General features: G+C 61.0%; 13 protein-coding genes. 7 read left to right on the plus strand and 6 right to left on the minus strand.

What is annotated here, in order from left to right; all coding sequences use genetic code 11:
• The first annotated feature begins 1 nt into the window (after window position 1).
• From bcsZ to KB892_RS26830, 5 genes are all read left to right on the plus strand, one after another.
• Window positions 2-1,111, plus strand: a complete 1,110-nt coding sequence (gene bcsZ / locus KB892_RS26810) for a cellulose synthase complex periplasmic endoglucanase BcsZ (protein ID WP_004151431.1) — start codon at window positions 2-4, stop codon at window positions 1,109-1,111.
• On the plus strand, window positions 1,093-4,569 hold the full coding sequence (gene bcsC, locus KB892_RS26815) for a cellulose synthase complex outer membrane protein BcsC (protein ID WP_004200680.1): 3,477 nt from the start codon (window positions 1,093-1,095) through the stop codon (window positions 4,567-4,569). The genes bcsZ and bcsC overlap by 19 nt, the downstream gene beginning before the upstream one ends.
• A gap of 242 nt (window positions 4,570-4,811) precedes the next feature.
• Window positions 4,812-6,818, plus strand: a complete 2,007-nt coding sequence (hmsP, locus tag KB892_RS26820; protein ID WP_004151429.1) for a biofilm formation regulator HmsP — start codon at window positions 4,812-4,814, stop codon at window positions 6,816-6,818.
• Between the two features lie 156 nt (window positions 6,819-6,974).
• The gene (locus tag KB892_RS26825; RefSeq protein ID WP_002921438.1) at window positions 6,975-8,261 is read left to right on the plus strand and encodes a dicarboxylate/amino acid:cation symporter; all 1,287 of its coding nucleotides are present in this window, start codon (window positions 6,975-6,977) and stop codon (window positions 8,259-8,261) included.
• 219 nt (window positions 8,262-8,480) lie between these two features.
• Window positions 8,481-9,983, plus strand: coding sequence for a M16 family metallopeptidase (locus KB892_RS26830; protein WP_062954951.1), 1,503 nt, complete (start codon window positions 8,481-8,483; stop codon window positions 9,981-9,983).
• A gap of 54 nt (window positions 9,984-10,037) precedes the next feature.
• Here the strand turns inward: KB892_RS26830 and KB892_RS26835 are convergent, their stop codons facing one another.
• Window positions 10,038-10,967: a 2-dehydro-3-deoxygluconokinase gene (locus KB892_RS26835; RefSeq protein ID WP_002921434.1), complete on the minus strand. Its 930-nt coding sequence runs from the start codon at window positions 10,965-10,967 to the stop codon at window positions 10,038-10,040.
• A 194-nt stretch (window positions 10,968-11,161) separates the two neighbouring features.
• Between KB892_RS26835 and KB892_RS26840 the strand changes: the two genes are divergently transcribed.
• Window positions 11,162-13,213, plus strand: coding sequence for an AsmA family protein (locus tag KB892_RS26840; protein ID WP_004199334.1), 2,052 nt, complete (start codon window positions 11,162-11,164; stop codon window positions 13,211-13,213).
• A gap of 37 nt (window positions 13,214-13,250) precedes the next feature.
• On the opposite strand, the gene KB892_RS26845 is transcribed toward KB892_RS26840, so the two are convergent.
• The 3 genes from KB892_RS26845 to KB892_RS26855 form a co-directional block, all read right to left on the minus strand.
• Entirely contained in the window at window positions 13,251-14,573 is a 1,323-nt protein-coding gene (locus KB892_RS26845; RefSeq protein ID WP_002921338.1) for an MFS transporter, read from the minus strand.
• Window positions 14,574-14,844: 271 nt separating this feature from the next.
• Entirely contained in the window at window positions 14,845-15,876 is a 1,032-nt protein-coding gene (yhjD, locus tag KB892_RS26850; protein WP_002921337.1) for an inner membrane protein YhjD, read from the minus strand.
• A gap of 106 nt (window positions 15,877-15,982) precedes the next feature.
• On the minus strand, window positions 15,983-16,882 hold the full coding sequence (locus tag KB892_RS26855; protein ID WP_004145179.1) for a LysR family transcriptional regulator: 900 nt from the start codon (window positions 16,880-16,882) through the stop codon (window positions 15,983-15,985).
• 119 nt (window positions 16,883-17,001) lie between these two features.
• Between KB892_RS26855 and KB892_RS26860 the strand changes: the two genes are divergently transcribed.
• The gene (locus tag KB892_RS26860) at window positions 17,002-17,760 is read left to right on the plus strand and encodes an SDR family NAD(P)-dependent oxidoreductase (protein ID WP_002921336.1); all 759 of its coding nucleotides are present in this window, start codon (window positions 17,002-17,004) and stop codon (window positions 17,758-17,760) included.
• A 34-nt stretch (window positions 17,761-17,794) separates the two neighbouring features.
• On the opposite strand, the gene KB892_RS26865 is transcribed toward KB892_RS26860, so the two are convergent.
• On the minus strand, window positions 17,795-18,328 hold the full coding sequence (locus KB892_RS26865; RefSeq protein WP_002921333.1) for a GNAT family N-acetyltransferase: 534 nt from the start codon (window positions 18,326-18,328) through the stop codon (window positions 17,795-17,797).
• Between the two features lie 66 nt (window positions 18,329-18,394).
• Window positions 18,395-20,047 carry an alpha,alpha-trehalase gene (locus KB892_RS26870; protein ID WP_002921331.1) on the minus strand — a complete coding sequence of 551 codons (1,653 nt, stop codon included), beginning with the start codon at window positions 20,045-20,047 and terminating at the stop codon, window positions 18,395-18,397.
• Window positions 20,048-20,106: the final 59 nt, after the last annotated feature.

Raw genomic sequence — 20,106 nt, forward strand, 5'->3', positions numbered from 1 at the left:
CATGATGAAAGTTCTTTGTGGCGCGGTGCTCTCGGCGCTGCTGCTGGCGGCGGGCCAGGTGGGCGCCGCCTGCCAGTGGCCCGCCTGGGAGCAGTTTAAACAAGCGTACGTCAGCCCCGAGGGACGGGTGATTGACCCCAGCGATGCGCGCAAAATCTCCACCTCGGAAGGACAGAGCTATGGCCTGTTTTTCGCCCTGGCGGCCAACGATCGCGCAGGGTTCGACAAACTGCTGACCTGGACGCAGAACAACCTGGCGGAAGGCGATCTGAAACAACATTTGCCGGGCTGGCTGTGGGGCAAAAAGGACGATGAGCAGTGGACCCTGCTGGACAGCAACTCGGCGTCCGACTCGGATCTGTGGATAGCCTGGGCGCTGCTGGAGGCGGGCCGCCTGTGGCAACAGCCGCAGTACACCGAGACCGGAAAAGCCCTGCTGGCGCGGATTGTCGCTGAAGAGACGGTGGCGGTGCCGGGCCTCGGCACGATGCTGCTGCCGGGAAAAGTCGGTTTTGCCGATGACAGCGGCTGGCGGTTTAACCCCAGCTATCTTCCGCCGCAGCTGGCCACCTACTTTGTGCGTTTTGGCGCGCCGTGGCCCGCTCTGCGCGACAGTAACCTGCGCCTGCTGCTGGAGACCGCGCCGAAAGGCTTTACCCCGGACTGGGTGCGCTATGAGAAAGGGAAAGGCTGGCAGCTGAAAACCGAAAAGCCGCCGATCGGCAGCTATGACGCGATTCGCGTCTACTTGTGGGTGGGCATGCTCCATGATGGCGATAAGCAGAAAGCGCGTCTGCTGCAACGCTTCGCGCCGATGGCGGCGCAGACCACGGAGCAGGGAGTACCCCCGGAGAAAGTGAATATCGCCACCGGCAAAACCAGCGGTCAGGGGCCAGTGGGCTTCTCCGCGGCAATGCTGCCGTTTTTACAGGACGACGAGGCCCGGTCGGTGCAACGCCAGCGCGTCGCCGATAACTATCCCGGCGCGGATGCCTACTACAGCGCAGTTCTGACGCTGTTCGGCCAGGGTTGGGATCAACACCGTTTTCGTTTCACGGCGAGTGGTGAATTACAACCTGACTGGAACCAGGAATGCGCAAGCTCTCACTAAGTTTACTCACGCTGTCCCTCGGCGTTGCGCTGCTGCCGTTAGCGCAGGCGGCGACGACGCCTGCCCAGGAGCATCTGCTGGAGCAGGTCCGCCTCGGCGAGGCCAGCAATCGTGAAGACCTGGTGCGCCAGTCGCTGTACCGTCTGGAGCTGATTGATCCCAACAACCCGGAGCTGATTGCCGCGCGGATGCGCTATCTGCTGCGTCAGGGGGATGCCGCCGGGGCGCAAAAAGAGCTGGAACGACTGACGAAGCTGGCGCCGGACTCCCCGGAGCTGAAGGCGTCGCGCAATGAGATGAAAAGCAACACCGGCGAGGGCCGCCAGGCGCTGCAGCAGGCGCGACTGCTGGGCGTGGCCGGGAAGGTCGATGAAGCCATCGCCGCCTATGAAAAACTGTACGGCGGGGTGCCGGATGACGTTGACGTCGCCATTGAATACTGGACGCTGGTGGCGCGCCTGCCGTCCCGCCATAGCGAAGGCGTCAGCCAGTTGAAAAAACTGAACGCCAGCGCGCCGGGCAACGTCAGCCTGCTGACTTCGCTGGCGAAGCAGATGTTCGCCGATAACAAACTGCAGGAGGGGTTCGCCTATCTGGCGGAGATGGCCCGATCGGCCTCGGGACGCGGTATCGCCGCCGATATGTGGTTCAGTGAGGTGAAAAGCATGCCGGTGAGCAAGGCCAGCGTGCAGGCGTTGCAGCAATTTCTTCTGCAGTTTCCCACCGGCTCGGTGGCGGCGAACGCCCGCGTTCTGCTCGACCAACAGCAGGCGCAGCTGCAGGATCCGACTTTCCGCGCCCGCTCGGAAGGGCTGGCGGCGGTCAAGTCCGGGAATACCACGCAGGCGGTCGCGGATCTGCAGAAAGCCGTTCAGGCCGACAGCCGCGACAGCGACGCGGTGGGCGCTCTCGGCCAGGCCTATTCCCAGCGCGGCGACCGCGCGCGGGCAGTGGCGCAGCTCAGTAAAGCGATTGCCATGGACCCTGACAGCCCGAACCGCGGCAAGTGGGACAGCCTGCTGCAAACTAACCGCTACTGGCTGCTGATAAAGCAGGGGGATAACGCCCTGAAAGCCGGCCAGCTTTCGCAGGCGCAGAACTATTATGCCCAGGCGCAGCGGGTCGATCGCACCGACAGCTATGCCGTGCTGGGGCTGGGGGATGTCGCGGCGGCGCGCAAAGAGGCGGCGGCGGAGCGCTATTACCAGCAGGCGTTGCGCCTGGATCGCGGCAATAACCTGGCGGTGCGCGGCCTGGCCAACCTCTATCGCGCCGAATCGCCGGAGAAAGCCAGCGCCTGGATCGCCGGCCTCCCTCCCGCTCAGCGGCGCAGTATCGATGATATTGAGCGCAGCCTGACTAACGACCGGCTGGAGAAACAGGCGCAGGCTCTGGAGAGCCAGGGCAACTGGGCGCAGGCGGCGGAAGTTCAGCGTCGGCGCCTGGCGCTGGATCCGGACAGCGTCTGGATAACCTACCGTCTGGCGCGGGATCTGGTCAGCGCTGGCGAACGCCAGGAGGCCGACGCGCTGATGCGGACGATGGTCAACCGCCAGCCGCAGGACGCCGAACGGGTCTACGCCTCGGGACTCTACCTGTCGGGGAACGACCAGGACGATCTGGCTCTGGCGCAAATCGCCGCTCTGCCGCGCAGCGCGTGGACGGATAACATTCGTGAACTCGAAGCGCGCCTGCAAAGCGACCGGGTGCTGCGCCAGGCCAACCAGCTGCGCGACAGCGGCGACGAAGCGCAGGCGATCGCCCTCATCAAACGGCAACCCGCCTCGGTGCGCTATGATCTGACGCTGGCCGACTGGGCGCAGCAGCGCGGCGACAGCCAGACGGCGATTGCCGACTATCAGCGGGTGCTGCGTCAGGAGGCCGACAACGGCGATGCGCGCCTCGGCCTTGCGGAAGTCTACCTGGCCGAGGGCGATAAACCGGCCGCCCGGGCGCAGGTCATGCAGCTGAAAGGCGCAGAGACCGAATCCATGAACATGCAGCGGCGGGTGGCGCTGGCGCGAGCTGGCCTTGGCGATACCGCTGACGCGCAACGGATTTTTAATCAGATTGTGCCGCAGGCGAAGGCGCAGCCGCCCTCGATGGAGAGCGCGCTGGTGCTGCGCGATGCTGCGCGCTTTGCCACCCAGAGCGGGGCGCCGCAGCAGGCGCTGACGCACTACCGGGAAGCGATGGTGGCCTCCGGCATTACCCCCGCGCAGCCGCAGGATAACGATACTTTTACGCGGCTGACGCGCAACGACAGCCATGATGACTGGCTGAAGCGTGGGATCCGCAGCGATGCCGCCGACCTTTATCGTCAGCAGGATCTGAACGTCACCCTGGAACATGACTTCTGGGGTTCCAGCGGCACCGGCGGCTATTCCGACCTGAAGGCGCATACCACCATGCTGCAGGTGGATGCTCCGCTGGCGGATGGCCGGATGTTCTTTCGCACCGATCTGGTCAATATGGATGCCGGCAGCTTTTCCACCCACAGCGACGGGAGCTACTCGCCCAGCTGGGGCACCTGCGGGGAGATCGCCTGTACCAGCGGCAGTAAAAATCAGACCGACAGCGGGGCCAGCGTGGCGGTCGGCTGGAAGAATGACACCTGGAGCGGGGATATCGGCACCACGCCGATGGGCTTCAATGTCGTCGATGTGGTGGGGGGGCTGAGCTACAGCAGCGACGTCGGGCCGGTGGGGTACACGGTCAACGTCCACCGGCGGCCTATCTCCAGCTCGCTGCTCTCCTTTGGCGGGCAGAAGGACAGCAGCAGCCATACCGGCGCCACCTGGGGCGGCGTCCGCGCCGACGGCGGCGGCCTGAGCCTGAGCTACGATCGCGGGGAGGCTCACGGCATCTGGTCCTCGCTGGGCGCCGACTCGCTGACCGGTAAAAACGTGGCGGATAACTGGCGCGTGCGCTGGATGACCGGGTACTACTACAAGGTCATCAACGAGAATAATCGTCGCGTCACCGTCGGCCTCAACAATATGATCTGGCACTACGACAAAGATCTCAGCGGCTACACCCTCGGCCAGGGCGGCTATTACAGCCCACAGGAGTATCTCTCGTTCGCCGTGCCGGTGACCTGGCGTCAGCGCACCGAGAACTGGTCCTGGGAGCTCGGCGGGTCGGTGTCATGGTCCCATTCGCGCACCCAGACGCAAGCCCGCTATCCGCTGCTGAACCTGATCCCGTCCGACTACCGGCAGCGCGCCAGCGAGCTGACGGAGGAGGGAAGCAGCAGCCATGGATTCGGTTACACCGCCAGAGCGCTGGTGGAGCGGCGGGTGACCAGCAACTGGTTCGTCGGCGCCGCGGTCGATATTCAGCAGGCGAAGGATTACACCCCGAGCCATGCGCTGCTTTACGTCCGCTACTCGGCGGCCGGCTGGCAGGGGGATCTGGATATGCCGCCCCAGCCGCTGGTGCCCTACGCCGACTGGTAGCAGAATAGGCTGAATTACGTTACAGAGCGCCACTCCGCGACGCGCTTCGCGTATACTCGTGAGGCGTTGCCCACCGTTGGCCGTCGGGGATGTATCCCGGCGTCCGCGCCACCGCGCGGAAATATCCCGTCACTTCATCCCTCGCGGGCGTGGGCGAAGGATTTAAGTATATAATCAGCCTGAAACGACCGGGATTGAAGGATTGATACCGGGTATGTATTCAGTATCAGTGGAGAACACCGTTGCGCGTCAGCCGTTCACTTACAATCAAACAGATGGCGATGGTCGCGAGCGTGTCCATGGCCTTTGTATTGGTTTTTTGCACTATTTTGCTGTTTCACTTTGTGCAACAGAGTCGCTTTACCACGGCCACGCAGTTAGAAAGTATCGCGCGATCCGTTCGCGAACCGCTGTCTGCGGCTATTCTGAAAGCCGATATTCCGGAAGCGGAAGCCATTTTAAGCCGTATCCAGCCTGCTGGCATCGTCAGCCGGGCGGATGTGGTATTGCCGAACCAGTTCCAGGCGCTGCGGATGCGATTTATCCCCGAGCGGCCGGTGCCGGTAACCGTCACCCGGCTGTTTGAGCTGCCGGTGCAGATTTCGCTGCCCATTTATTCGCTGGAGCGGCCGGCCAACCCGCAGCCGCTGGCCTATCTGGTGCTGCAGGCCGACTCCTATCGCATGTATAAATTCGTCATGAGCGCCCTTGCCACGTTAGTGACTGCTTACTTACTTCTGGTGCTGATGCTGACGGTGGCGCTCACCTGGTGCATCAACCGGCTGATGGTTCGCCCTCTGCGGCGTATCGCCCGCGAGCTGAACGATCTCTCCCAGCAGGAGCGTCTTGGCCATCAGCTGACCCTCCCGCGCCTGCACCATGACGACGAGATCGGTATGCTGGTGCGCAGCTATAACCGCAACCAGCAGAGCCTGGTCCGCCAGCATGATGAGCTGTCCATCCAGTCGACCCGCTTCCCGGTCTCCGAGCTGCCGAATAAAGCCTTTTTGCTGGCGATGCTGGAGCAGACGGTGGCCCGCCCGCAGAGCGCCGCGCTGATCGTCGTCGCCTGTGAAACCCTGCAGGACGCCGCCGGGGTCCTCAAGGAGAGTCAGCGCGAAATGCTGCTCCTGACGCTGGTGGAGAAGCTGCGGGCCGCGATCCCGCCGCAGATGGTGCTGGCTCAGGTGAGCGGGTATGACTTCGCGATTCTCGCCGATGGCCTTGCCGAACCGTGGCAGGCGGTGACGTTAAGTAAGCAAGTGCTCACTATTATTAATGAGCGTTTACCGCTGCATGGGCTGCAGCTGCGGCCCTACGCCAGCGTCGGGATCGCCATGTTCCACGCCGGGCTCAGCGCCGAGCAGTTTTACCGGCGCGCGGTGTCGGCCGCCGTCACCGCACGACGTAAAGGCAAAAACCAGATCGAGTTCTTCGATCCCGAGCAGATGGAAAAGGCTCAGCGCCGCCTGATGGAAGAGCACGACATTATGACCGCGCTCGATAACCAGCAGTTCGCGATCTGGCTGCAGCCGCAGGTGGCCTGCGCCAGCGGCGAGATCTGCGGCGCCGAGGTACTGCTGCGCCAGCGGCAGGCGGATGGCAGCTGGTCGCTACCGCCGGCGCTGATTGAGCGCATTGAGTCCTGCGGGCTGATTATCCCGGTCGGCTACTGGGTAATGGAAGAGGCCTGCCGCCAGCTGGCGGCCTGGCAAAGCCAGGGGATTATGCTGCCGCTGTCGGTTAATGTTTCGCTGCTCCAGCTGCTGGAGCATGACCGCGGCGAGGAGATGCTGAAGCTGATCGCCCGCTACCGCATCGCCCCGGGTACCCTCATCCTCGAGGTGACGGAGAGCTGCCGGATGGACGATCCGCAGGATGTGATGGCCCGGTTGCGCCCGCTGCGCGAGGCCGGGGTGCAGATTGCGCTGGATGATTTTGGCATGGGTTATGCCGGGTTGCACCAGCTACAGCAGATGAAGGCCCTGCCGGTGGATATTCTGAAAATTGATAAGGTATTCATCGATATGCTGCCGGAGGATGTCAGCATGGTGCCGGCGATGATCCAGCTCGCGCGCGGCCTGTCGCTGCGTATCGTGGCGGAAGGGGTGGAGAACGACGCCCAGCGCCGCTGGTTGCAAGCCGCCGGCGTCGAGGTGCTCCAGGGCCATCTGTTCGGTTGCGCTTTGCCGCAGGAGGCATTCAGCGCGCGCTATCTCTCCCCGGTTCGGGAGGATGAAAATTTGTAAATGTTTTGTTGACTTGTGCGAGTCAGCTCAAAGATTTTAACAATTGCGTTGCACTTTCGGCGTTAGTTATTTCTGAAATGTTTCCAGGGTGTTATTTTTAAGCCACAGACGTCAAATATCCCTTCTTGCTCTGTGGTTATTCCCAAAGGACACCCTATGAAAACCTCTATCTTTAAAAGCCTCTATGTCCAGGTGCTGACGGCCATAGCGATCGGTATTCTGCTGGGCCATTTTTACCCGGAACTGGGCGCGCAAATGAAACCCTTTGGCGACGCCTTCGTTAAGCTGATTAAAATGGTGATTGCTCCGGTTATCTTCTGTACCGTCGTGACGGGGATCGCCGGGATGGAAAGCATGAAAGCCGTTGGCCGTACCGGGGCGGTGGCGTTGCTCTATTTCGAAGTTGTCAGCACCATCGCGCTGATTATCGGTCTGATTATCGTCAACGTGGTGCAGCCGGGCGCCGGGATGAACGTCGACCCGTCGACGCTCGATGCGAAAGCGGTGGCGGTGTACGCTGAGCAGGCTAAAGATCAAGGGGTAGTGGCCTTTTTACTGGATGTGATCCCGGGCAGCGTCATTGGCGCCTTCGCCAGCGGCAACATTCTGCAGGTTCTGCTGTTCGCCGTCCTGTTTGGTTTTGCCCTGCACCGTCTGGGCAGCAAGGGCCAGCTGATCTTCAACGTCATTGAAAGCTTCTCCCAGGTTATCTTCGGCATTATCAATATGATCATGCGCCTGGCGCCGATCGGCGCCTTCGGAGCCATGGCCTTTACCATCGGTAAATATGGCGTCGGCACCCTGGTGCAGCTGGGGCAGCTGATTATCTGCTTCTATATCACTTGTATCCTGTTCGTGGTGGTGGTGCTGGGGAGCATCGCCCGGGCCACCGGCTTCAGCATCTTCAAATTTATCCGCTATATCCGGGAAGAGCTGCTGATTGTGCTGGGGACCTCCTCATCAGAATCGGCGCTGCCGAGAATGCTCGACAAGATGGAGAAGCTGGGCTGCCGCAAATCGGTGGTGGGCTTGGTGATCCCGACCGGCTATTCGTTCAACCTCGATGGCACCTCTATCTATCTGACGATGGCCGCAGTCTTTATCGCCCAGGCGACCAACAGCCATATGGATATTTTCCATCAGATCACCCTGCTGGTGGTGCTGCTGCTCTCCTCGAAAGGGGCGGCAGGGGTGACCGGCAGCGGCTTCATCGTGCTGGCGGCGACCATCTCGGCCGTCGGGCATTTACCGGTGGCTGGCCTGGCGCTGATCCTCGGTATCGACCGCTTTATGTCCGAAGCCCGCGCGCTGACTAACCTGGTGGGTAACGGCGTTGCCACGGTGGTGGTGGCGAAATGGGTGAAAGAACTGGATGCCAAACAGATGGATGACGTTCTGAATAACCGTGTTCCGGCGAACAAAACGCACGAATTATCCTCTTAAATCCTCCTCTTAGGCCCGTACTCCCTTGCTGGAGTACGGCCTCCTGCGCATAATTAGAGGTCATTCCCGCCCGGCGGGAATGACACGAAATGATTATTTTACGTTGTCATGCGACATTTTCGTCTCCGTGTGGTCTAACCGACGTATTTCACTCTCACTTTTTTCGGCAGCCCGTCAGTGGGGTGCTGTTGTAACCAGGAATGTTCATCAGGGGTTCACATGCAGGGCACAACAATTAAACTCTTAACGGGCGGTTTGCTGATGGTAGCGGCGGCCGGTTATGTGCAGGCAGAAGCGCTCCAGCCTGATCCGGCCTGGCAACAAGGGACCTTAGCGAATGGTTTATCGTGGCAGGTATTGGCCACGCCGCAACGTCCCAGCGACCGTATCGAAGTCCGTTTGTCCGTCAATATTGGCTCGCTGAGCGAAAGCACTCAGCAGAGCGGTTTCAGCCGCTTTATTCCCCGCCTGGCGTTGACGCAAAGCGGCAGCCTGCCGACGATGCAGGCGCGCTCTTTATGGCAGCAGAGTATTGACCCGAAGCGTCCTCTGCCGCCGGCCATCGTCTCCTACGATTACACGATGTTTAATCTCAGCCTGCCCAATAACCGCAACGATCTGTTGAAAGAGGCGCTGAGCTGGCTGGCGGACGCCAGCGGTAAACTGGCCATTACGCCTGAATCGATCAATCATGCGCTGCAGGGCAGCGACATGGTGGCGACCTGGCCACTGGATACCAAAGAGGGTTGGTGGCGCTATCGCCTGAAAGGGTCCACCATGCTGGGCCATGACCCCGCCGCGCCGCTGAAGCAGCCGATCGATGTGGCGCAGCTGAAAGACTTTTATCAAAAATGGTACACCCCCGACGCCATGACGCTGATCGTGGTGGGGAATGTCGACAGCCGCAGCGTTGCCGAGCAAATCAATAAGACCTTTGGCGATCTGAAGGGCAAGCGGGAAACCCCCGCAGCGGTGCCGACCTTATCGCCGCTGCCTACCGTGCCGGTCAGCATCATGACCAACGCGGTGCGTCAGGACAAACTGTCCATCATGTGGGATGCGCCATGGCAGCCGATCCGCGACTCCGCGGCGCTGCAGCGCTACTGGCGTGACGATCTCGCCCGTGAAGCGCTGTTCTGGCACGTGCAGCAGAGTCTGGGCAAAAATAACGTGAAGGATATTGGCCTTGGCTTTGACTGCCGGGTGCTATATCAGCGCGCGCAGTGCGCCATCAACATCGATTCCCCGGGCGAGCGCCTGAACAACAACCTGAGCGTGGTTTCGCGCGAGCTGGCGAAAGTGCGGGACAACGGGCTGCCTCAGGAGGAGTTTGACGCGCTTATCGCTCAGAAAAGCCTCGAGCTGCAGAAGCTGTTTGCCACCTATGCGCGCACTGACACCGACATTCTGATGAGCCAGCGCATGCGCTCCCTGCAGAATCAGGTGGTGGACATCGCGCCGGAGCAGTACCAGAAGCTGCGTCAGGAGTTCCTCAACTCCCTGACGGTGGACATGCTGAACCAGTATCTGCGCCAGCAGCTCTCGCAGGACATGGCGCTGGTGCTGCAACAGCCGAAGGGCGAACCGGAATACAATATGAAGGAACTGCAGGCCACCTGGGAAAAACTGATGGCGCCGAATCCGGCGGCCACGGCGGCTAGCGGCAGCGCCGATACGGTTGACGCCCACAGCGAGGCCAGCGACATCCCGCCGGGGCAGTAACCTAACGCCTCTCCGGCGCGCCAGCGGCGGCCGGAGAGCGCTTTGTGCGGAGAATTACTGCGGCATCGCTTCCCGCGGGATGATCGCCCCGCGATACTGGATCACCGTGCTGGCGGTCAGGTGTCCGCGTCTGGCGGCGGATTCGGCATCGCCGCCGGTCAGGCGAACGGCCAGGTAGCCGGCGCTGAAGGAGTCTCCGGCGGCGGTGGTATCCACCACCTTCTCTTTGGCCAGCCTGACGGCCGGCACTTCCCGCAGCGGTTGCCCGCTAACCGAGACCAGGCAGGCATCCGCGCCGCGCTTCACCACCACCTCTTCCACGCCGGCGGCGTGGGTGCGGGCGATCACCTCAGCAACCGGTTTTTCTCCCCACAGCGCGTCTTCATCATCGAGGGTCAGAAACGCGATATCGGTGCAGGCGAGCATTTCCTGATAGACCTGCTGCGTTTCCGCCTGGCTGGCCCACAGGCGCGGACGATAGTTGTTGTCGAAGATCACCTTGCCGCCGTTGGCGCGGCACTCACGCAGCAGCGTGAACAGCTTGTCGCGGCTGGCCGGGCTGAGAATGGCGAGACTGATGCCGCTCAGATAGAGATAGTCGAAAGTGGCCAGCTCTTCGCAAATCGCCGCCGCGCGATCGCTCTCCAGCCAGAACTTTGCCGCCGCCTCGTTGCGCCAGTAGTAGAAGGTGCGCTCGCCGGTGTCATCGGTTTCAATGTAATACAACCCCGGCAGGCGGTCGGCCATCCGCTGGATAAGATCGGTGTTGACGTTTTCCTGTTGCCAGCTGTCGAGCATCTGCTGGCTGAACGCATCGGTTCCCAGGGCGGTGACGTAGTGGACGCTCAATGCGCTGGCATCCGTCTGCCGCGCGATATAGACCGAGGTGTTTAAGGTATCGCCGCCAAAGCCGCGGTTAACGGCCCCGTTTTTCTCTGACAGCTCAATCATGCATTCGCCAATAACGGCAATTTTTTTAGACATAGCCAGAACCTGCAATGGAATCGATATAAGCGCTAGTGTGCGCTGCGCTGTTTTGCTGGTCAATCATATTAAAACATCGTTCCATTATTTTTTTGACCTGACGCGCGTAATGTGACGAAAAGCGCATTTCCAGGATAAACGCCGCTTTTTGACTATATTCAGGACTGACGTGATGCAAAAGGAGCGGAGTAGGGATGAGCAGAACCCGTAAAACGTTGGTTATCATCACAGGAACGATACTATTGCTGATCGTTCTTTTCTTTATCGTGCTGGCCACCTTTGACTGGAACCGGCTGAAGCCGACGATCAATCAGAAAGTGTCCGCCGAACTTAACCGCCCGTTCGCCATCCGCGGCGATCTCGGCGTGGTCTGGGAGCGGCAGCCGGACGAGCGCGGCTGGCGCAGCTGGATCCCGTGGCCCCACGTACACGCGGAGGATATCGTGCTGGGCAACCCGCCGGCCATTCCCCAGGTGACCATGATCCATCTGCCGCGGGTGGAGGCGACCCTTGCCCCGCTGGCGCTGCTGAGCAAAACGGTGTACCTGCCGTGGATCAAGCTGGAGCAGCCCGACGTACGGTTGATCCGCCTGGCGGAAGACAACAATAACTGGACCTTTCAGCTGGCGGGCGATAAGCGTACTTCGGACGACAGCGCGCCCTCCAGCTGGTCCTTTCGCCTCGATAATATTCTCTTTGATCGCGGGACTATCGCCATTGACGACAAGATCACCCGCAGCGATATCACCATCCTCGTCGATCCCCTCGGCAAACCGCTGCCGTTCAGCGAAGTGACCGGCACAAAGGATCGCCATAGCGCGGCGAAACCAGGCGACTATGTCTTTGGTCTGTCGCTGAAGGGCCGCTACAAGGGCCAGCCGGTCACCGGCAACGGGAAAATCGGCGGCATGCTGGCCCTGCGCAGCGCAAGCGCCCCCTTCCCATTGCAGGGCGACTTCCACTCCGGTAACACCCGGGTAGCGTTCAGCGGCACGGTCAGCGACCCGCTCAACGTCGGCGGCATTGACCTGCGGCTAAAATTCGCCGGCGACTCGCTGCGCGATCTCTATGACCTGACCGGCGTGCTGCTGCCGGAGACGCCGTCATTCTCCACCGACGGCCGCCTGCGCGCCGACTTTACGCAAAAAAACCGCATGCGCTTTAACTATCAGAATTTTAACGGCCGAATCGGCGATAGCGACATTCATGGCTCCCTGACCTACACCACCGGCAAGCCGCGGCCGAAACTCAGCGGCGATATGGAGTCGAAGCAGCTGCGTCTGGCGGACCTCGGGCCATTAATCGGCGTCGATTCCGGCAAAGGGACGAAGAAAAGCGCTGCGCGCCAGGCGGATGACCGGCCGCAGCCGGCGGGTAAAGTGCTGCCGGCGGACCGCTTTGAAACCGACAAGTGGCAGGTGATGGATGCCGATGTGCGCTTTAAGGGCCGGAGAATTGAGCACGGCGGCACCCTGCCGATCAGCGATCTGTCGACCCATGTGATTCTGGAGGATGGTGACCTGCGCCTGCAGCCGGTGCGCTTTGGCCTGGCCAACGGGTCGATTGCCGGCAGCGTACACCTGCAGGGTGATAAAAAGCCGCTGCAGGGTGAGGCCAATCTGCAGGCGCGACGCCTGAAGCTGAAGGCGCTGATGCCAAACGTCGAGATGATGCAGAAAACCCTCGGCGAGATGAATGGCGACGTCCAGCTGCGCGGCAGCGGCAACTCGGTGGCGGCCCTGCTCGGCAACAGCAACGGTAACCTGAAGCTGCTGATGAACGACGGACTGATCAGTCGCAACCTGATGGAAATCCTCGGTCTTAACGTCGGTAACTACCTGATCGGCCAGATTTTTGGCGATGAGGAGGTTCGGGTGAACTGCGCCGCGGCCAATATCGACGTAACCAACGGCGTCGCCCGGCCGCAGATTTTTGCCTTCGATACAGAAAACGCGCTGATCAATGTGACCGGGACCGCCAGCTTCGCCTCCGAGCAGCTGGACCTGACCATCGATCCGGAAAGCAAAGGCTTTCGGGTGATCACCCTGCGTTCCCCGCTGTATGTCCGGGGCACCTTTAAATCGCCGCAGGCGGGGGTGAAGGCCGGGCCGCTGATTGTCCGCGGCGCGGTAGCGGCGGCGCTGGCAACCCTGGTGACGCCGGCCGCCGCGCTGCTGGCGCTGATCTCCCCGGCGGAGGGCGATAGCAACCAGTGTCGGACCATTTTGTCGCAGATGAAAAAGTAGAGGAGAGCCCTGACGCCGGGGGCGTCAGGGCGAAGGATCACAACGACTGGTGGCGGGTCTCGTGGGTCAGCAGCAGGGCGATCAGCGTCAGCGCCGCCATCGCCGCCAGATAGGTGCCGACCGCCGCGAGACCGTAGTTACCCTGCAGCCAGGCGGCAATGTACGGCGCGACCGAAGCGCCGAGGATCGACGACACGTTATAGGAGAACGACGCGCCGGTGTAGCGCACTTCCGTCGGGAACAGCTCCGGGAGCAGCGCGCCCATCGGGCCAAAGGTCAGTCCCATCAGGCTTAAGCCCAGCAGCAGGAAGGCGAAGACCAGCAGCGGATTGCCGGAGCCCAGCAGCGGTTTAAAGGCGAACAGGGCGAACAAAATAATCATCGTGGTGATGATAATCATGCTCTTGCGACGACCAAAAGCGTCCGCCAGCAGGCCGGCGACAGGCACCATTACGCCAAAGCCAATCACCGCCATCATCAGCATCCACAGCACTTCGTTACGCGGCAGACCCAGGCCATTCGGCGCCGCGCCGGTGCTGAAGGTCATCGAGTAGACGGTCATGATGTAGAACAGGGTATAAGTGGCCAGCATGATGAAGGTGCCCAGCACCGTCACCCGGACGTGTTTGGTCAACAGGGTACCCAGCGGGATTTTGACCTGTTTTTTCGCCGCCGCCACTTTGGCGAAGACCGGGGTCTCATGCAGCGAGACGCGAACATACAGACCGATGATCACCAGCACCGCAGAGAAGATAAACGGCACGCGCCAGCCCCACTCCATAAACTGCTGGTCGGTCAGCAGCCAGGAGAGCAGCAGGAAGGTGCCGTTGGCGAAGAAGAAGCCGATCGGCGCGCCCAGCTGCGGGAAGGAGCCGTACAGGGCGCGCTTGCGCGCCGGGGCGTTTTCCGTAGCCAGCAGCGCTGCGCCGCCCCATTCCCCGCCGAGGCCAAGGCCCTGACCGAAACGCGCCAGCGCCAGCAGCATCGGCGCGACAATGCCAATGATTTCATAGCCGGGCAGCAGGCCGATCACCACGGTGGAGATCCCCATGGTTAACAGCGAGGCCACGAGGGTGACCTTCCGGCCGACGCGATCGCCGAAGTGGCCAAACAGCGCGGAGCCGATCGGCCGGGCGACGAAGGCGATGGCGAAGGTGGCCAGCGACTGCAGGGTGGCCGCAGCGGCATCGCCCTGCGGGAAAAAGATATGCGGGAAGACGATGACCGCGGCGGTGGCATAGATGTAGAAGTCGAAAAACTCAATGGCGGTGCCAATGAGCGAGGCGACAACAACCTTGTTGCGTGAGTTGACCGGGGCGGTTTCCTGCGTGTTTTCGAGAGTTGTGGCTGTGGCTTGCATAGATCTTTCTTATTTTTGCGCGAACGAAAAGCCATATAGCCACAGCCACAGGGACATTTCAATCTGTAACAAACGCGGAAAATGGGCAAAAAAGAGGCAAAAAGCGGATAATTTTTACACCAGTAAAAATAGTTCTATGAAATGCTTCACACAATTAAAAAGATAGAGAATAAAACCAGTTTTGAGTTAAATAAAAGTTACATGCTGGATTTATCTGCTGAAATCAAGCGCGAGGATGAATTTTGCCTCTTTTATTCATCCTCGCAATACCTCAGCGGTGGGTTTTGCCCGGCATCCGCCGGTCGTCTTTATACTCCGCGGTGGCGATCCACGCGGCGCAGAATAGCGTCAGGCGGGCGAAGAAATAGAAAAAGGCCATCAGCCCCAGCACCGATCCGAACGCCGCCCCGGACGGGGATTTCACCAGCGCCGGCAGCGTCCAGGTCATGACGATTTTTATGATTTCAAAGCCAATCGCCGCGATAAGCGTGCCGCGAAACAGGGCCTTGCGCCGCGGACGATGGCGCGGCAGGCGCCAGAAAATCCAGAAAAAGAGCAGATAGTTGGCAAAAATCGAGATGGCGAGGCCGATTAGCCGCCAGGCGGGTTTCAGCCATTCAATGTTGTCGAGATACAGCGCGGAGATAATCATCTGCTGGGCGGAGCCGGCGACGGAGGTGATGGACAGCGTAATAATCAGCGCCACCAGCAGACCGATCAGCGAGATAAGATCGCGGAAGTACTTGACCCAGATTTTCTCCTCGTCCTGCGGCCGGCGCTCCCAGACGTCGCGCGATTGAGCGCGGATCGCTTCGCGCAGGTTGCCCATCCAGTTAATACCGGAATAGAGGGCGACCAGCAGGCCGACCAGACCGACGGCGGTGCGCTGTTGCACCGCGGTGTTGATGGTGTTTTTCAACGTTGCCGCCAGCGTTGGGTCGCTGACGTTTTGCAGAATTTTGTCGAAAATGTCCTGCAGCAGGGTTGGGTGCCAGGCCAGCACGAAGCCGGCGGCGGCAAAGGAGACCATCAGGATCGGGATCATCGACAGGAACGAGAAATAGGTGATAGCCGCCCCAAACTGATTGCCGAGCCGGTCATTGAAGCGCTCTGCGGCGCGCAACAGATGGGCGATCACCGGGTTGCGCTGCACTTTGGCCGCCGTTCCGGTGACGGTCTTCAGCGCCTGGCTGGCTTTTTGCCCGACGGCGGTGTCATTGAGGGCCTCGAGCGTGCTTTTGCTTTTCTCCGGCTGCGTATCCGGTTCCTGTGGCGGGCGTCGATCGTCGTTTTCCGGCGTCATACGTAATTTCTTCCTTTTTTACAGCGAGATTCAGCAAAAAGTATACCTTAAATGCCGTATCCTGCAGGAATGCCTCTCCCCGCCGCCCGTTTTCCGGCCGCGCCGCTCAATCGACATACGCTTTCATAAGCCCGCCCAGCCACTCCATAAACAGATTTACCCGGCGGGAGAGATTGCGCCGGTGCGGGTAGATCAGCGAGACCGGCAGCGGCTCGGCGCGGTACTGGGGCAGGATCTCAATCAGGTCGCCGGCGCGTAACGCCTCGCGCACGCCGGTGCGTGGCACCTGAATAATCCCCAGCCCGGCGATACAGGCTGCCTGATAGGTTTCCGTACTGTTGACCGTCAATATGCCGCCGGTTTTTACCCAGCGCACCGCGCCGTCGATCATTACCTCAAAGCCGGGGGGACGGACCCCGAGGGTGCTGGCGTAGTGGATCAGGGCATGATCCGCCAGATCCTCCAGGGATTGCGGATAGCCAAAACGCGCCAGATAGTCCGGGCTGGCGCAGTTAATTTGCGTCAGCTTGCCCAGCGGCCGGGCAATCAGCCCTGAGTCTTTGAGCGCGCCGACGCGCACCACGCAGTCAAACCCCTCGCGGATCACGTCCACCAGCCGATCGCTGCTGCTCAGCTCCAGTTCGATGCCCGGATACTGCTGTAAAAAAGTCGGCAGATGCGGGATCACCATTTTTTTAGCAAAACCGACCGGCATATCCACCCGCAGCCGGCCGCTGATGCTCGCCGGATCGTGCTGGAACATGCCGTCCAGTTCGTCGAGGTTGCTCAGCAGATCTTTCGCCCGCTCGTAGTAGACCATCCCATCCTGGGTGAGCTGGACCCGGCGGGTGGTGCGGTGCAGGAGCCGCACGCCAAGATGGCTTTCCAGGGCCTGAATCTGTCGCGAGACGCTTCCCTTAGGTAGCGCCAGGGTCTCGGCGGCGCGGGAGAAGCTCTCCAGGTCCGCTACGCGAATGAATAACTGCATTGCATGAATTTTATCCATGCCGATCGCCTATTGTTGTTGTTAATGAAACAGTAAAACGCAATATAGCGTATTTATTGTTGCATGAGCAGTTAATAAGCTACAACACAATCACAACGCAACCTGAAAGGGGTCTTCTGATGACACAACGTATCGCTTTAGTGACCGGCGGCAGCCGCGGTCTGGGTAAAAACGCCGCGTTGAAGCTGGCGGCAAAGGGAACCGATATTCTTTTGACCTATCACAGCAACCGCCAGGCGGCCCTCGACGTGGTGGCGGAAATAGAGCAAAAAGGGGTCAAAGCGGCAGCATTAGCGCTGAACGTCGGCGATTCCACAACATTTGACGCATTCGCCAGCGAGGTGGCGCAGGTGCTGGCGCAGAAGTGGGGACGCACAACCTTTGATTATTTACTGAACAATGCCGGGATCGGACTCAACGCGCCCTTCGCCGAGACCAGCGAAGCGCAGTTTGACGAGCTGATGAATATCCAGTTCAAAGGGCCGTTTTTCCTGACCCAGCGTCTGCTGCCTCTCCTGCAGGATGGGGGGCGTATCCTCAATGTCTCCAGCGGCCTGGCGCGCTTTGCCCTGCCGGGCTATGCGGCCTACGCCGCGATGAAGGGGGCGATGGAGGTTCTGACCCGCTATCAGGCGAAAGAGCTGGGCGGACGGGGGATATCGGTGAACATCATCGCGCCGGGGGCCATTGAGACCGACTTTGGCGGCGGGGAGGTGCGCGATAACGCCGAGGTGAATCGGCATATCGCCGCCCAGACTGCGCTGGGGCGCGTTGGGCTGCCTGATGATATCGGCGACGCCATCGCCGCCCTGCTCAGCGATGAGCTGGCGTGGATGAACGCGCAGCGTGTGGAAGTCTCGGGTGGGATGTTCCTCTGATCCTGACTGCCCCCAGCCTGTGACCGGCGGTGCGCTACGGCGCATCGCCCTCCCCACGCAGCCGACCGAACAGCCAGTCGTTGTGCCAGCGTCCGTTGAGCCAGTAGTTTTCCCGCAGCTCTCCCTCCAGCCGGAAGCCGGCTTTGAGCAGTAACTGCTTAGACGCCTCGTTGCCGGCGGTGACGCTGGCGGTCAGGCGGCGGACGCCGCCGGTGGTAAAGGCGTAGTCGCACAGCGCGCGCAGCGATTCGTAGCCGTAGCCCCGGCCCTGCGCCGCCGGGGCGAAGAGAAAGCCAACCTCGGCAATGTCGCGCTGATGATGCTGGTAACCGGTCAGGCCGAGCGGGGTATGGGTCAGCCTGTCGCGCACCACCAGGCACAGCCAGTGTTCATCCCCGGGCGTCCACGGCGGCAGCCGCGAATCGAACGCCTCGCGGATGGCCGCCTGCGGTCGGGGATCGGCGACGTAGAGCATGACCTGCGGATCCTGCTGCAGGGAAAGAAAAAACGACCAGTCGTCCAGCTGCAGCGGTGAGCAGCGCAGGCGCGGCGTCAGAAGTTCAGGCATAAGCGTCGTTCCGGGCAGGGCGAATCCTCTGAACATAGCAGGAGAAAGCCGCCGGGAACAGCCCGACTAGGTTGGCTCACCGTACAGGCCAATCAGTCGGCGCACCACGCCGTTGGTCCAGCCAAAGCCATCCTGCAGGGGATACTCCCCGCCGCCGCCCTCATGGGGGACGCCGGTGGCAATATGGTATTTTTCAATCAGCTTGTGATGCTGCTTGTAAAAGTGGTTGACCGTCTGCAGCCAGCTCCAGGCAATCTCATCTCCCAGAGGATCCTGGCCGTAACGTTTAAATCCCTGGATCGCCATCCACTGCAGCGGCGCCCAGCCGTTGGGTTTATCCCACTGCTCACCGCTTTCGTATTCGGTGGCCATGATCCCCCCGGGGGTGAGCAGGCGGGCCCGCACCGCATCGGCAAGGCGTTCTGCCTGTTCGTGGGTCGCCAGGCCGACGTAAAGGGTGACGATACTGGCTGCGGAAAACAGCGCCAGCTGTTCACGGCGCCAGTCATAATCGCGGAAACAGCCGTTCTCATCATCCCACAGATAGCGGTTGACCGCCGCCCGCCGATCCTGGGCCTTCTGGCGGAAGGCCGCCTCCGTCTCGCGATCGCCCTTCAGGCCGGAGAGGTTGGCAATGGTCGTCTCCAGCTTGAACAGGAAGGCGTTCAGGTCGATGGGGATAAACTGCGTCGTGCGGATGCTGGCCAGCCGCGTGATATCCCGCAGCCAGCGGCTGGAGTAGTCCCAGCCGGACGCGGCGCCCGCCCGCAGGTCGCGGTACACTTCATTGGCGGGCCGCCCGGAGTGTCGGGCGGTCTCCACGTCTTCGCGCCACGACTCATCCCGCGGCGTGTCACGGTCGTCCCAGTAGCGATTGAGCAGGGAGCCATCCGGCATACGCACCACGTGGCGATACGCCTGGTGCGGGATCAACGACTCGGCGCCGTCCATCCAGAAGGCGTGCTCCATCTTCAGATGGTCCAGATAGCGCTTCGCGCCGCGCACGCCATCCTCTTCAAAGAGTTCGACCATCAGGGCGAACACCGGCGGCTGCGAGCGGCTGAGGTAGTAGGTGCGGTTGCCGTTCGGAATGTGGCCGTAGGTTTCAATCAGCCAGGCAAAGTTATCGGCCATGCATTTCAGCAAATCTTCCCGGCCGCTCTCCGCCAGCCCCAGCATGGTGAAATAAGAGTCCCAGTAATAGGTTTCGCTAAAGCGACCGCCGGGCACGATGTAGGCCTGCGGCAGCGCCAGTAGCGATGACCACGGGATATGATCCTGAGGCTCGCGGGTCAGCACCGGCCACAGCTTGTCGATGTGTTCTTTCAGGGTCAGGCTGGGGTCGGAGATATAGATGTCGCTCTGGCTCTCCGGCAGCCAGAAGTTGTCCTCAACGAACTGCCGCAGATCGAAGTCGGGCTGGCGTTTGACCTTGCGGTAGTTCCGCAGGATGTCCAGCGGATCGTGTTTCGGCGCGCAGTCGGGGAAGGTTTTGCTGTCCGCGAAAATGCGTGATTTCTGCACGTTGGTAAACAGCTCAAGATAGCGATCCGCCGGGGTGAGGGCATCGGACGCCGGAAGCCCCTCGATCACCTCAGGCTCCGGTTCAGCGTCTATCATCTCATCCAGCTTTAATTCGTACGGATCGGCTTCGTAGCAGGGATCGATGTCGATCCTTAACTCGTCGTCTTCAACGTGGCGTAATTTCTGGCTGAACATAGCGATACGGACCTCCGGATAGCGTGAGTTCGGGGCCGGGCATACCCGGCCTTGTCTAT

This window comes from Klebsiella sp. P1927, assembly GCF_018204675.1.
Classification (GTDB): domain Bacteria; phylum Pseudomonadota; class Gammaproteobacteria; order Enterobacterales; family Enterobacteriaceae; genus Klebsiella; species Klebsiella pneumoniae.